This is a genomic window from Bacillus sp. CHD6a (genome assembly GCF_001293645.1).
Classification (GTDB): Bacteria; Bacillota; Bacilli; order Bacillales; family Bacillaceae_I; genus Sutcliffiella_A.
Genome location: NZ_LBMD01000028.1, coordinates 18,251 through 33,457 on the forward strand (window position 1 = coordinate 18,251; position 15,207 = coordinate 33,457).

The following is a 15,207-nucleotide window of genomic DNA, read 5'->3' on the forward strand; positions in this document are numbered from 1 at the left end:
CCTTTTTTGAAAACATAATAATTCCCATTCATGGAGATATTTCTGTCAAGGAATATGGTACAATACATAGATAATTGGAGACGAATGAAGAAGGTGAAGAAAGTGAGACTGTTAGAAAAAGCACCAGCGAAAATAAACTTGTCGCTAGATGTGCTACATAAGCGTCCAGATGGATTCCATGAAGTGAAAATGATTATGACCACGATTGATCTAGCTGACCGTATTGAACTGTCAGAGCGAAAAGATGGTCAAATCACCATTCTATCTCATAATCGGTATGTTCCGGACGACAATCGAAATTTAGCCTACCAAGCAGCTGCCCTGTTAAAAGAACGGTTTAACGTGAAGAAAGGGGTTTCCATCGGTATAACAAAGGTGATTCCTGTTGCTGCAGGATTAGCTGGCGGAAGCAGTGATGCAGCTGCAACGTTACGAGGTTTGAACAGGCTTTGGAACCTTGGGTTAACCTTGGATGAGCTTGCTGAGATTGGCGCGGAAATAGGTTCTGATGTATCGTTCTGTGTCTATGGCGGAACTGCTCTTGCAACTGGTAGAGGGGAGATTGTTCAACATATCCCAGCACCACCTCATAGTTGGATTGTGCTTGCGAAGCCCACGATCGGTGTATCTACTGCCGAAGTGTACAATAACCTTGACCTTAGTAAGGTAGAGCATCCCGATGTTGAAGGTATGCTTGATGCCATTCATGAAAATGATTATGAAAAGATGATTGGGCTTGTTGGCAACGTGTTGGAAAGTGTTACCTTAAAGCTCTATCCGGAAGTGGCACATATCAAGGACCAGATGAAGAAATTCGGAGCGGATGCCGTATTAATGAGCGGGAGTGGACCGACAGTCTTCGGTATCGTTCAATATGATTCAAGAATGCATCGAATTTGCAATGGCTTGAGAGGGTTCTGTGATCAAGTGTTTGCCGTCAGAATCCTTGGCGAGCGGAACAGTCTTGATTAAATCCGGATATTAATGTTATATTTACATTAGAATATTCGGATTTTAGGAGGAAGTAGCATGAAATTACGTCGAAGTGGTCGTCTTGTGGACATGACGCATTATTTGTTGCAGCATCCACAGGGGTTAGTTCCGCTTTCCTTCTTTGCTGACCGTTATGGGTCTGCAAAGTCTTCTATTAGTGAAGATCTTGGGATCATCAAACAAACTTTCGAAGAGCAAGGAATAGGAACGCTTGTCACAGTACCTGGTGCTGCTGGCGGTGTTAGGTATATCCCATATGTAAACCATGAAGAGGCATCTGCCTACCTTGAGGAACTGTGTGAAATGATTGCAAAGCCGGAAAGATTACTGCCAGGCGGTTATCTATATATGACCGACATCCTTGGTAACCCCAAAGTGTTAAATAAAGTGGGGAAAATGTTCGCAACAGCATTTAGCCATAAAAAAGTAGATGTTGTCATGACGATGGCGACAAAGGGAATTCCACTTGCACATGCAGTGGCAAGTTATTTAAATGTACCGGTTGTCATTGTAAGACGTGACAGCAGGGTTACAGAAGGTTCTACCGTAAGCATCAACTATGTTTCAGGTTCATCCAAAAGAATTCAAACAATGGTATTGGCAAAAAGAAGCTTGGAAACAGGTTCTAACGTTTTGATCATTGATGATTTCATGAAGGCTGGCGGGACAGTAAGCGGAATGGTTAATCTACTGGCTGAATTTCAAGCGACCGTAGCAGGTATTGGAATTCTAGTGGAGTCTGAAAACATTGAAGAACGTTTGGTTGATGACTATGTTTCCTTGGCCAAGCTTGAAAAGGTAAGTGAAAGAGACCGACACATAGAAGTGCAGCAAGGAAACTATCTTCAACATGTGAAAGAAAATATTACATTAAACTAAAGGGTGTGTAAGTTTATGAAAGTTGTTCATACAGATGCCGCTCCAAAGGCGATAGGTCCTTATTCCCAGGGAATCATTGTCAACAATCTTTTTTACAGTTCAGGTCAAATAGCATTGTTGCCTAATGGAGATTTACTAGAAGGGGATGTAAAAGAGCAAACTCATCAAGTGTTTAAAAACCTGCAAGCGGTTTTAGAAGAAGCAGGCGCATCCTTTAACACCGTAGTAAAAGCTACAGTCTTCATCAAAGATATGAACCAATTTGGAGATATTAATGAAGTGTATGGGGAGTATTTCTCTACCCACAAACCTGCAAGGTCATGTGTGGAGGTTGCACGTTTACCGAAAGATGTTCTAGTCGAAATTGAGGTTATCGCTCTAGTAAAATAGAATCTGTTCTTTTTACACCAATTTGCCCAAAATTTTCAAAAAAAATTTGAAAATAAGAAGGAATTCTAGAAAATTTAGAGAATTTATAATACTAAGTTTTTTATTGGGACAAAAGGTGGTGAACAGAATGGAAGTAACTGACGTAAGATTACGCCGCGTAAATACCGATGGTCGCATGAGAGCTATCGCATCTATTACATTAGATCATGAATTTGTTGTTCATGACATCCGTGTAATTGATGGAAACAACGGCTTGTTCGTTGCGATGCCAAGTAAACGTACGCCGGATGGAGAATTCCGCGATATTGCACACCCGATCAATTCCGGGACGCGTGGAAAAATCCAAGAAGCGGTTTTAGCAGAGTATCACCGCTTAGGCGAATTAGAAGTAGAATACGAAGAAGCAGGAGCTTCTTAAACGATAGAAGGTGAAACAGGCTGTTATGCAGCCTGTTTTTTCTTTTGGCCTTTTTTTTGACAAATAAATGTACTTTCGTGTACTTCCTTGAAATGGGGAACGTTTTAGGATATATTCGTAATGGATAATTAGGTGAAAATGGAGGCCGTTATGATAAATCGATATGCCGTAATATTAGCAGCTGGACAAGGTACACGAATGAAATCCAAATTATATAAAGTGTTACATCCTGTTTGTGGCAAACCAATGGTTCAACATGTAGTGGATCACGTATCTGCACTCAACTTTGAGAAGATTGTAACAGTGGTTGGACATGGAGCGGAAACAGTAAAGAGCCATCTTGGAACCAAAAGCGAATACGCCCTTCAGGCAGAACAGCTGGGAACGGCTCATGCAGTTATGCAAGCCGCACCAATGCTTCAAGATAAAAAAGGCGTAACACTGGTCATTTGTGGAGATACTCCACTTATTACACCGGAAACGATGCAGGAATTGCTTGATCTGCACGAAAACACGGGAGCAAAGGCTACTATTCTGACAGCTTACGCAGAAGACCCTACTGGATATGGACGCATTATTCGTAACAGCGAAGGGCATGTGGGCAAAATTGTGGAGCATAAGGACGCTAGTGAAGATGAGCGTAAAGTGACAGAAATTAATACGGGTACTTACTGCTTCGACAATGAAGCACTTTTTACAGCGCTAAATAATGTTTCAAATGACAATGTGCAAGGAGAATACTACCTTCCAGATGTCATTGAAATTTTGAAAGAACAAGGCGATATCGTTTCTGCCTACCAGACATTAGACTTTGATGAAACACTTGGAGTCAATGACAGAGTAGCGCTTTCTCAGGCTGAAAAAACCATGAAGAAAAGAATTAATAAAAAACATATGATCAATGGAGTAAGCATCATTGACCCAGATAACACGTATATTTCTGCGGATGCAGAGATTGGCAGAGATACAGTCATCAACCCTGGTACTGTCATCTTGGGTGCTTCTAAAATTGGAGAGGATTGCATTATCGGTCCAAACTCTGAGATTAAAGACTGCCAAATCGGAGACCGTACAAGTATCCGCCAATCTGTGGCGCATGACAGTGAAATTGGAAACGATGTAAATATTGGACCGTTTGCTCACGTAAGACCGGATTCCAAGATTGGCAATGAAGTGAAGCTTGGAAACTTTGTAGAAGTGAAAAAAGCGACATTTGGAAACGGAAGCAAGGCTTCTCATCTTAGCTATATTGGAGATGCGGAAGTTGGAGCGGATGTAAACCTCGGTTGCGGTTCTATTACTGTCAACTATGATGGGAAAAAGAAATACTTAACTAAAATTGAAGATGGTGTGTTTGTAGGTTGCAACTCCAATTTGGTAGCACCTGTAACTATTGGCAAAGGCGCATATGTTGCAGCAGGATCTACCATCACAGAAGATGTACCTGGAGAAGCACTGTCCATCGCACGTGCTCGCCAAGTAAACAAAGAAAACTACGTTAACAAGATCCACAATAAATAAGACAAACTTAATTCTGAGAGTTTGACAGCTGTTGATTGGAGCACAGGGCGAATACTCCTGAGGGAGATAGCGCTAGGTGGAGACCCCGCAGGCGTAGCCGAGGAGGCTCCAGCAGTGCCCCTAGGAAAGCAAAGCCCGGTGCGGAAATCAACAGCGGAGTAGTAAACAGCCTATTAAAAAAACCTAGCGGAGGGTACAAGTTATCATGCCAAAGTATGCAGATTCTAATCTAAAGATTTTCACATTAAATTCCAATACAGCCTTAGCGGAAGAAATCGCACAACACGTAGGTGTTCCAATCGGAAAATGTTCTGTTGCTCGTTTCAGTGATGGAGAAGTACAAATCAATATCGAAGAAAGTATCCGTGGTTGTGACGTGTATGTTATTCAATCTACCAGCGCACCAGTAAACGAACATATCATGGAAACACTTATCATGATTGATGCATTAAAACGTGCTTCTGCAAAAACGATTAATATCGTAATGCCATATTACGGGTACGGAAGACAAGACCGTAAAGCGCGCGCTCGTGAGCCAATCACAGCGAAGTTAGTGGCAAATCTTTTAGAAACTGCTGGGGCAGACCGCGTCATTACGCTTGATCTCCATGCACCGCAAATTCAAGGATTCTTTGATATCCTAATTGACCACTTAATGGGTGTTCCTATTTTAGCGGAGTACTTTGATAGCAAGCAATTAGAAGACCTTGTAATTGTATCTCCTGACCACGGCGGGGTAACAAGAGCAAGAAAGCTTGCTGACCGCCTGAAAGCGCCGATTGCGATCATCGACAAACGCAGACCTCGTCCAAACGTTGCAGAAGTGATGAACATTGTTGGTCATATTGAAGGTAGAACGGCAATCTTAATCGATGACATGATCGATACTGCGGGAACCATTACATTAGCGGCTAATGCCCTTATTGAGAATGGTGCTAAAGAAGTATATGCTTGTTGTACACATCCAGTATTGTCAGGTCCGGCTATTGAACGTATCCAGAACTCTAAAATTAAAGAGTTGGTTGTTACCAACACGATCTCTTTACCAGAAGAAAAGAAAATAGAAAAAATCACACAATTGTCCGTTGCAGAGCTGATTGCTGAAGCGATTATTCGTGTGCATGAAGAGAAATCTGTTAGTACTTTATTTGATTAATCGTAAGAATCATGTTTAACCTTCCGTAAATTGGGGAAATTGAATGAGAGACAAGTATTTTATTTTCCCAGGAAGGTGATAAGAATGTCAGTATTACATGCAAATGAACGTACAGAATTCAAAGGATCTTCAATAACCAAAATCCGTGAGGAAGGATTAATTCCAGCGGTTGTATACGGGAATGATACAGAAAATAAATCTATTACTGTCGATAGTAAGGAATTTATTAAAACGATTCGTGAAACTGGACGAAACGGCATCATTTCGCTTGAAATTGGTTCCGATAAGCGCAAAGTTATGCTTTACGATTATCAAATCAACCCGCTGAAAAGCCTGGAATTTGTCCACTTGGATTTCCATGTAGTTAATTTTAAAACAGAAATCGATGTAGATGTTACGGTTCACGTTACAGGCGATGCAAAAGGAGTGAAAGATGGCGGAGTCTTGCAACAAGTCCTCCATGAAGTTTCCATCAAAGTACTTCCAAGCAACGTACCGGAATCCATTGATGTGGATGTAACGGAGCTTGATGTGAATGAAAACATTACAATCGGTGACCTAAATACATCAGGAAAATATAGCTTTAATCATGAAGATGATGAAGTGATTGCTTCCATCTTACCTCCACGACAAGAAGAGGAAATCGACCCTGGTGAAGAACAAGAACCAGGCGAGCCCGAACTTGTTGAAGGTAGAGAAAACAATGAAAGCACAGAGGAGGAGGCGTAACCATAAAGGTTACGTCTTTTCTCTTGTTAAAGGAAAGTTGTTACTTAAGATAGTAAGTGGAATAATGGGTATATGTTCATTCATGCCAATTTTCCCTGTTAATTGGAGTGCAAGGCATGAGACTCCTGTGGGAGGTAGCGGTAGTCTTGAGACCCCGCAGACGTAGCCGAGGAGGCTCACGTCAGCCCCTAGGAAAGCGAAGCCATTTGCGGAAATCAACAGGGAGTTAATCCAGATCTCTACTGCAAGAGATATTATCATTTCTACTCCTTCTCATTTCCTTTTCACCACATGTTCAAGTAAAATGAAAAATAGCGAATAGGTTTGTGGGAGGTATCCATGAAGAAATTTTTGCAATCCTTATTTGGTAAAGAGCAAGACGTTTCAGGAGGAAAAATAATGAAAGTATTTGTGGGGCTGGGAAATCCAGGCCGTCAATATGAAGAAACAAGGCACAATATTGGATTTATGGTGATTGATGAATTAGCAGACAAATGGAACATCCCCTTGACACAGTCCAAATTCAAAGGAATTTTCGGACAAGGTACAATAAATGGGGAAAAGGTACTATTAGTGAAGCCTCTTACATATATGAATTTATCGGGAGAATGTGTTCGCCCGTTATTGGACTTCTATAAGCTAGATGTAGAGGATCTGGTGGTAATTTATGATGACTTAGATTTGCCGGCTGGGAAGCTGCGTCTTCGCCAAAAGGGCAGTGCAGGTGGGCATAATGGCATTAAGTCATTAATCCAGCACCTTCAGACCCAGAATTTTGATCGTATCCGAATGGGAATTGACCGTCCGAAGAATGGACCGTCCATTTCAGATTATGTGCTTGGAAGATTCCACGCTGATGAGCGCCCTGCGATTGATGACAGCGTGAAGAAAGCGGCAGAAGCCTGTGAAGAGAGCTTGTCCAAAGAATTCCTACAAGTAATGAACACTTTTAATCAATAATAGGATGTTAAGGTAGCTTTCCTGAGTATTTTCTAACCCAACCTACACTGTATAACAATGTTTCCCACTGTTTATACTATTAGTAAAAGGGGCCATTTATAGGTCTTGTAGAAAAGTGGAGGGAAAAGGATGGCTATCCATTATCATTGCAGACACTGCGGCTATAAGGTCGGCACCATCGAATCCAAATCAGTATTTTCAGAAGAACTAGGGTTTCATCAACTGTCGGATACAGAACGACAGGAAATGATAGCATATCAACAAAATGGTGATGTACATGTTAAAACGATTTGTGAGGATTGCCAGGAGGCCCTTGATCGGAATCCTGACTGGCATGAACAAGAACGGTTCATACAATAGAGCAGATAAATTAGCTTTGGTGAGATACCAAAGCCTTTTTGCGTCTGAGAAACGTCATGATAAAAAGAAACACATGGAAACAGTAATAATAGAGAGGGGAGGGTGTATGTTATGAAAGGTTTTATTCCATACTTAAGCGAAAATGATGATTTTCAGTCGGTATTGGTTGGTCTTCAAGAAGGGTTGCAAGAACAGTTAATTTCAGGCATATCTAATTCAGCAAGGTCCATGTTAATTGCAGCCTTGTATGAAGAAAGAAAAGCGCCGATTCTGCTAATCACGCATAATTTATTTCATGCCCAAAAAGTATATGATGACCTAGCAAGCTTTCTGCCGGAGGATGAACTGTATCTGTACCCTGTAAACGATGTGTTGGCAGCGGAAATTGGAATTGCAAGTCCCGAACTGAAAGCTCAACGTGTAGAGGCGCTAAATCATTGGGCTACCAAAAATAATGGAATTATCATTGCGCCTATCGCAGGGTTAAAAAGAATACTCCCATCTAAAGATAAATGGCAGCAAACGTTGTTGACCATTGAAGTAGAAAAGACGTTGGAACTGGATAACTTAGCAGAGCGTCTCGTCAGATTCGGGTATCAGCGAGTAGGGATGGTAGCAACGCCAGGGGATTTCAGTATCAGGGGGGGAATCATTGACATATACCCTATTACGGAAGAATATGCCGTCCGGATTGAACTTTTTGATGATGAAGTGGAGTCTATCCGATATTTTACGGTAGAGGATCAGCGTTCTCAAAAACATATGGATAAGGTGACGATTGGTCCGGCAACAGAGATGCTGCTCACAAATCAAGAGCTTACAAATGGTAGGGAAGTCCTTGAGAAGGAACTGGCTAAAACGATTAAAAAGGTAAAAAATGAAAAAGTAAAACAACTATTAACAGAAAATATTTCTTATGAGATCGAACAAATACGCAACGGACAAGTGTTTTCTGAGTTGTATAAATATCTTTCATTCTTCTACAGTTCACCAGCTAGTTTACTAGATTACATCCCTTCAGGCGGCTTGGTTATCATGGATGAAATCAGCAGAATTCATGAAACGGCAGAGAGTCTTGATAAAGAGGAAGCTGAGTGGCTTGTAGAGCTATTGGCAGAAGGAAAAGCGGTGCACGATCTAAAGTTTTCTCATTCATTTGCTCAGATTGTACATAGCAAAAAGCAACCGTTTCTTTATCTTTCTCTTTTCTTAAGGGCGGTGCCACATACGCATCCCGAAAATTTGATTAATATGTCTTCTAAGAGCATGCAGCATTTCCACGGACAGATGCATCTGTTAAAATCGGAAATCGATCGTTGGAGAAAAGCGAATTATGCAATTGTAGTCCTTGCTTCCAACCAAGAGCGGATGGAGAAGCTAGAGACGGTTTTTGCTGATTATGAGATGGACATAAGAAAGCTTTCCAAAGGTTCCGCCTTTGCCCATGGAGAGGTCCAGCTTGTGGAGGGTGACTTGCATTCTGGATTTGAATTACCGATGCAGAAGCTTGCAGTCATCACAGAGGAAGAGCTTTTCAAAAAGAAAGCCAAAAAGCCTAAAAACAGACAAAAGCTTTCCAATGCGGAGCGAATAAAAAATTATACCGAATTAAATGTTGGCGACTATGTTGTCCATATTAATCACGGGATAGGTAAATACCTAGGAATTGAAACACTTGATATCAATGGCCTTCATAAAGATTATATTCATATTAAATACCAAGGCTCTGATAAGCTTTATGTTCCTGTTGAGCAAATTGATCAAGTTCAGAAATATGTAGGCTCTGAGGGAAAAGAACCGAAAGTATATAAACTCGGAGGTACGGACTGGAAAAAGGTCAAAAATAAAGTAGAGTCGTCTGTTCAAGACATTGCCGATGATCTTATCAAGTTATATGCAGAAAGGGAAGCAAGTGTTGGGCATGCCTTTTCTCCAGACGGGGAAATGCAAAGGGAGTTTGAAGCAACCTTTCCCTATCAAGAAACAGAAGATCAGTTGCGATCTATTCATGAGATTAAATTGGATATGGAAAAGACCCGCCCGATGGACCGCTTGCTTTGCGGAGATGTGGGCTATGGAAAAACGGAAGTTGCCATAAGGGCTGCTTTCAAAGCCATTACTGATGGCAAGCAGGTAGCCATTTTGGTGCCAACAACCATTTTGGCTCAGCAACATTATGAAACCATTAGAGAACGGTTCCAAGATTACCCTATCAATATTGGTTTGTTAAGCCGTTTCCGCTCTAGAAAGCAACAGACGGAAACAATGAAAGGGCTTGGAAACGGAACAGTGGATATTGTTGTTGGGACACATCGCTTGTTGTCCAAAGATATTAAATACAAAGACCTTGGCTTGTTAATTATTGATGAAGAACAGCGCTTTGGAGTTACCCATAAGGAAAAAATCAAACAGCTAAAAGCGAATATTGATGTGCTTACCTTAACAGCAACTCCGATTCCTCGTACCCTTCATATGTCTATGCTTGGGGTGCGTGATTTGTCTGTCATTGAGACTCCACCTGAAAACCGTTTTCCCGTACAAACGTATGTGATGGAATATAACGGAAATTTGGTAAAGGAATCAATTGAAAGAGAGCTGGCCCGAGGAGGTCAAGTTTATTTCTTATATAACAGGGTCGAAGATATCGAGCGAAAAGCAGAGGAGATCTCCATGCTTGTCCCTGAAGCACGTGTTACGTATGCCCATGGAAAAATGACCGAAAATGAATTAGAGTCGGTGATGATTCAGTTTCTTGAAGGGGAAGCGGAAGTGCTTGTCAGTACGACCATCATTGAAACAGGTGTCGACATTCCAAACGTAAACACATTGATTGTTTTTGATGCAGATAGAATGGGATTGTCCCAACTTTATCAGCTCAGGGGACGTGTTGGAAGATCCAATCGTGTTGCATATGCCTATTTCACGTATCGAAAAGATAAAGTACTCACAGAAGTGGCGGAGAAACGCCTGCAATCTATTAAAGAATTCACAGAACTTGGATCAGGCTTTAAAATTGCGATGCGTGACCTTTCCATTCGTGGTGCCGGAAATCTACTTGGTGCCCAACAACACGGATTTATTGATTCTGTCGGTTTTGATATGTATTCTCAGATGCTAAAAGAGGCAATTGAGCAGCGCCAAGGGCCGACAGATGCCAAAAAGGCACATGAGATATCCATTGATGTGGAGCTTGATGCTTACATTCCAGAGTCTTATATCCCTGACAGTAAGCAAAAGATTGATATGTATAAGCGTTTCCGTGGGTTAGAATCAAAAGAAGATCTTGTTGAACTTCAAGATGAAATGAAGGACCGTTTCGGTAACTATCCAAAAGAGGTCGATTACTTATTCCAAGTCTCAGAGATGAGAGTTTACGGCCTCAAGGAAAAAGTGGATTCCATCAAACAAACAAAACAAGAGCTCGTCATTCTTCTTTCTGAAGAAGCAAGTAGCGTTATGGATGGACAGAAGTTATTCTTGTTAGGAAATGAGTTTGGCAGGATGGTAAGCCTCGGCATGGAAGGACAGCATCTGAAGATTGTCATCCAGACGAAACGCTCTGCAACAGAAGAGTGGATACAGGTGGCCATTTCTATGATAAAAGGACTAGAAAAAGTAAAAAAAGAAAGCGTGAATGCTTCCTCATAGGTTTGAGTTTGTGAAGAAACGTCTATATAAATACTGGGGGAATTTACTATCAGAAAAAAACTTTTCCAACATGTATATAACTCCCTGAGTGTAGGATACTAACTTCAACGAATGGTGAATTCTTCAAAAGCAGGACATATTGATCAATTCCACCAATTTAACTCATCTCTTTTTATCATCGGATGAAGGAGGCAACCTAAGAAATGAAAGCAACTGGTATTGTACGTCGTATTGATGACCTCGGTCGCGTTGTAATTCCTAAAGAAATAAGAAGAACCCTTCGTATTCGCGAGGGTGACCCGCTCGAGATCTTTGTCGACCGGGATGGAGAGGTTATCTTAAAGAAATACTCTCCTATTAGTGAGCTTAGCGATTTCGCAAAGGAATATGCAGAAGCTCTGTATGATAGCTTGGGTCACCCAGTGTTGATCTGTGACCGTGATACGTTTATTGCTGTCGCAGGAAGCTCCAAAAAGGAATACCTCAACAAAAGCATCAGCGAAGTCGTGGAGAAATCCATGGAAGACCGCAATTCCGTATTAAAAACGGAAGAACAGCAGTTGGCAATCGTTGATGGGCATGTAGAATCACTTGCTTCTTATACCATTGGCCCTATCGTTGCAAACGGAGATCCAATTGGAGCAGTGGTGATTATGTCCAAAGATAAGTCGCTTGGAGAAGTGGAACAGAAAGCAGTGGAAACAGCTGCAGGATTCCTTGCAAGACAGATGGAGCAATAATCATTAGTGGGAGCAGCAGACATGATTGTCTGTTGCTTCTTTTCTTTTAAGTAGATTTTTGTCGAAATCCTAAGAGATTTGTCGTTTGGCATGTATTTCCGGGAGTTTGGACAGTAAATGGGTTAGTTTGGATTGTATTTCAAGAATTTGGACAGTATTTTTGTCTGAATGGACAGTAATTCACTCCTTTTGGACAGTAAGTGGTTTGAAGAGAAGCAATAATGCTTCTTGTGTAATGCATCCATCTTTCCAATAAAAATATGCTATAATTATACAATTGTACGAATACCTTTAAGGCGGGCTTTTTTATGAATGAATTATCACCACACTCCTATCAAAAGGTATGGAAAGGCGCTATGATTCTTACTATAGCAGGGATCATCATTAAAATTCTCAGTGCAGCTTATCGCGTTCCTTTCCAAAATATCGTAGGAGATGTTGGCTTTTATATTTATCAGCAGGTATATCCCTTTTACGGGGTGGCTATCATTTTATCTACATATGGCTTTCCGGTTGTCATTTCTAAAATCATTGCAGAACACCCTGAAAAGACAAGAGAGCATGCAGCACGCAAAATTCGCTGGGTGTCCTTTTGTTTCTTAACGATTTTGGGTGTGAGCTTTTTCCTGCTGCTTTACCTCGGAGCGACTCACTTAGCAGCTTTTATGGGGGATCTCAAGCTCTCTGTTTTAATTAAGATTGTCGCCTTCTCCTTTTTACTAATGCCACTTGTTTCTGTATGGAGGGGAAGTTTTCAAGGGCTTGGAGAAATGACGCCCACGGCCGTTTCTCAGGTCGTTGAACAATTAATAAGAGTCGGGACTATTTTAGTACTATCCTACCTGCTCGTAAACGCAGGATTTTCCCTTTATGAAGTAGGTGCAGGCGCCATATTTGGTTCCGTTATGGGGGGATTTGCTGCCGTATTAGTACTGTTGGTCTTTTATCAAAAGACGAAAAAGAAACATAACGTTGCGCCTTTAAACATGATTCCGTCTTCGAAGTCTATTGTAAAGATTCTGATGCTTCAAGGCTTTACCATTTGCATCAGCTCGCTTTTGCTGATCCTTTTTCAAATGGTGGATGCGTTCACTATTTATGCGGGTCTATTAGAAGTAGGTGTCGACGAACAAAAAGCGAAAGAGCTAAAAGGGATATACGACAGGGGACAACCTCTCATTCAGCTTGGAACAGTAGTAGCAACTGCATTCTCACTTTCCCTTGTCCCATACATTATTCTCGCCAAGAGCAATGAAGGAGAAATAAAAGAAAAAATAAGTCTCTCCATCCGTGTCAGCATAGGAGTAGGAGCAGGAGCGGCTGTGGGGCTTGCATGGCTTATTCGACCAGTAAATATCATGCTCTTTTCCAATGAAAGTGGCTATAATGTTCTATTGGTCCTTAGCTTGTCTATTCTGTTTTGCAGTATTGCCTTGACCGCGGCGGCAATCTTGCAGGGACTTGGCGATCCGTATCTTCCGGCCCTATTTGTAGGAGTCGGTATTGGTATGAAATATTTGTTGAATGCCTTATTGATTTCCCCTCTATCAACGTTAGGAGCGGCGGTCAGCACATTAGTCGCGTTCTGTGCAGTCGCCTTCATGATGGTCCTGGCGTTAAAAAGGAAGACTGGCACTTCTATTTTTGAAAGGATGCCAATGATTCCTTTGCTTGTGAGCATAGGGTTGATGTCTGCCGTTTTAGGCGTCTATCTGCTTCTTACGGATTCATTAGTAGGCGATAACCGTACACTGGCAACCGTCCAAAGTATGGTGGGAGTGATAATAGGCGGACTTACCTACCTACTAATTTTAATAAAGAATCACTTTTTTACCAAAGAAGAACTCATGCTTCTCCCGCTAGGAAAGAAGCTGGTGAAACTTTTAAAATAATCATAAAGTTGGTGTTCATATATGAATGTAATAAAGGTTTTAGGTCTTGGTGCAGGTGACCTCGAACAGCTTCCAATGGGAGTGTACAAGCAATTAACGCAATCGGACCATCTTTTTCTTCGGACGAAAGAACATCCTGTTATCGAAGAGCTTGCAAAGGAAGGGCTCACCTACGAGTCGTTTGATGCCATATATGAACAGGAAGGTACATTCGGCACGGTGTATGAAAGAATTGCGGAAGAATTAGTCGAGCTTAGTGCACATAAGGAGATTGTGTACGCTGTACCGGGACATCCACTTGTGGCAGAGAAAACCGTTCAAATTTTACTTGAAAAAGAAAAAGAAGGAATCATTAAACTTGATATCAAAGGCGGTCAAAGCTTTCTTGATCCGATGTTTACAGCAGTGGGACTCGATCCCATCGATGGTTTTCAATTCCATGATGCCACTGCGCTTGTAAAAGAAGCGATTGTACCGACCCAGGCAATGATTTTTTGTCAGGTATATGATGCTTTCATTGCTTCAGAAGTGAAGCTCACCTTGATGGAAATGCTGCCGGACGACTATCCCGTGACGATTGTCACAGCAGCAGGGTCTTCCATGGAAAAAATTACAGAGGTACCATTATACGAACTTGATAGAGTGGCAGAAATCAATAACCTGACAAGTGTCTATGTCCCAGCTGTGAAAGAGGAGGAACTGCTTTTTAAACAATTCTCTTCTTTTAGAAAAACCATCGCGACCCTTAGAGGTCCTGGTGGCTGCCCGTGGGATCAGAAACAAACGCATGAATCATTGAAAAAATACTTAATCGAAGAAGCATATGAATTGCTCGACGCCATTGATGAAGAAGACACAGATGGAATCATAGAAGAACTTGGGGATGTACTTTTACAAGTGATGCTTCATGCCCAGATTGGGGAGGATGAAGGTTACTTTAGCATAGAAGATGTGATAGAAGGGATTAATGAGAAGATGATCCGCAGACATCCTCATGTATTTGCTGACACCTCAGTGGAAGATGCAGATGATGTCATCACCAATTGGGAAGCCATCAAAGCAGAAGAAAAAGGAGAAAGAGCCGAGCAGTCCATTCTTGATTCGGTTGCAAAAGGGCTTCCTAACCTTACAAAAGCATACCAATATCAGAAAAAAGCAGGTAAAGTAGGGTTCGATTGGAACGATGTCGCCCCGATGTGGGATAAGGTAAATGAGGAAATACAGGAGTTGCAGGAAGAATTGAGACAGGATGCTAGTTCAGATCTTGTGGCTGCAGAGTTTGGGGACGTACTTTTTGCTCTCGTTAACATTGCAAGATACTATAAGATTGATCCAGAAGAAGCCGTAGCCCTAACCAACCGAAAGTTTTACCGCAGGTTTACTTATATTGAAAAGAAGGTAAAGGAATTAGGGCAATCTTTCGAGAATCTATCTTTAGAACAATTAGATGCCATTTGGGAAGAAGCGAAAAAGAACGGTTTATAATTTCCGAAGGTTTGCCGAGGAGGCTCCGCAAGTGCC

Annotated in this window: 13 protein-coding genes; all 13 read left to right on the forward strand. The window is 41.5% G+C overall.

Annotated elements, in window-relative coordinates; genetic code table 11:
• Positions 1-102 precede the first annotated feature (102 nt).
• The 13 genes from ispE to mazG all read left to right on the forward strand — a co-directional run bounded on the left by ispE (position 103) and on the right by mazG (position 15,171).
• A complete protein-coding gene (ispE, locus tag AAV98_RS16860; protein WP_060666741.1) occupies positions 103-972 on the forward strand; it encodes a 4-(cytidine 5'-diphospho)-2-C-methyl-D-erythritol kinase in 870 nt (289 codons plus the stop codon).
• A 57-nt stretch (positions 973-1,029) separates the two neighbouring features.
• On the forward strand, positions 1,030-1,872 hold the full coding sequence (purR, locus tag AAV98_RS16865) for a pur operon repressor (RefSeq protein WP_060666703.1): 843 nt from the start codon (positions 1,030-1,032) through the stop codon (positions 1,870-1,872).
• 15 nt (positions 1,873-1,887) lie between these two features.
• Entirely contained in the window at positions 1,888-2,262 is a 375-nt protein-coding gene (gene ridA / locus AAV98_RS16870) for a 2-iminobutanoate/2-iminopropanoate deaminase (RefSeq protein WP_060666704.1), read from the forward strand.
• A gap of 127 nt (positions 2,263-2,389) precedes the next feature.
• A complete protein-coding gene (gene spoVG / locus AAV98_RS16875) occupies positions 2,390-2,680 on the forward strand; it encodes a septation regulator SpoVG (protein WP_010191385.1) in 291 nt (96 codons plus the stop codon).
• 150 nt (positions 2,681-2,830) lie between these two features.
• Positions 2,831-4,201: a bifunctional UDP-N-acetylglucosamine diphosphorylase/glucosamine-1-phosphate N-acetyltransferase GlmU gene (glmU, locus tag AAV98_RS16880; protein ID WP_060666705.1), complete on the forward strand. Its 1,371-nt coding sequence runs from the start codon at positions 2,831-2,833 to the stop codon at positions 4,199-4,201.
• 205 nt (positions 4,202-4,406) lie between these two features.
• Positions 4,407-5,357, forward strand: coding sequence for a ribose-phosphate diphosphokinase (locus tag AAV98_RS16885; protein ID WP_060666706.1), 951 nt, complete (start codon positions 4,407-4,409; stop codon positions 5,355-5,357).
• 84 nt (positions 5,358-5,441) lie between these two features.
• Positions 5,442-6,086 (forward strand): 50S ribosomal protein L25/general stress protein Ctc, encoded by a 645-nt coding sequence (locus AAV98_RS16890; RefSeq protein ID WP_060666707.1) that lies wholly within the window; start codon positions 5,442-5,444, stop codon positions 6,084-6,086.
• Between the two features lie 399 nt (positions 6,087-6,485).
• A complete protein-coding gene (gene pth, locus AAV98_RS16900; protein WP_331456875.1) occupies positions 6,486-7,046 on the forward strand; it encodes an aminoacyl-tRNA hydrolase in 561 nt (186 codons plus the stop codon).
• Positions 7,047-7,175: 129 nt separating this feature from the next.
• Positions 7,176-7,406, forward strand: coding sequence for an anti-sigma-F factor Fin family protein (locus tag AAV98_RS16905; RefSeq protein ID WP_060666710.1), 231 nt, complete (start codon positions 7,176-7,178; stop codon positions 7,404-7,406).
• A 111-nt stretch (positions 7,407-7,517) separates the two neighbouring features.
• A complete protein-coding gene (mfd, locus tag AAV98_RS16910) occupies positions 7,518-11,054 on the forward strand; it encodes a transcription-repair coupling factor (RefSeq protein WP_060666711.1) in 3,537 nt (1,178 codons plus the stop codon).
• A gap of 203 nt (positions 11,055-11,257) precedes the next feature.
• On the forward strand, positions 11,258-11,794 hold the full coding sequence (gene spoVT / locus AAV98_RS16915) for a stage V sporulation protein T (RefSeq protein ID WP_060666712.1): 537 nt from the start codon (positions 11,258-11,260) through the stop codon (positions 11,792-11,794).
• Between the two features lie 308 nt (positions 11,795-12,102).
• The gene (locus AAV98_RS16920; protein ID WP_060666713.1) at positions 12,103-13,686 is read left to right on the forward strand and encodes a putative polysaccharide biosynthesis protein; all 1,584 of its coding nucleotides are present in this window, start codon (positions 12,103-12,105) and stop codon (positions 13,684-13,686) included.
• 21 nt (positions 13,687-13,707) lie between these two features.
• Positions 13,708-15,171, forward strand: a complete 1,464-nt coding sequence (gene mazG, locus AAV98_RS16925) for a nucleoside triphosphate pyrophosphohydrolase (protein WP_060666714.1) — start codon at positions 13,708-13,710, stop codon at positions 15,169-15,171.
• Positions 15,172-15,207 lie beyond the last annotated feature (36 nt).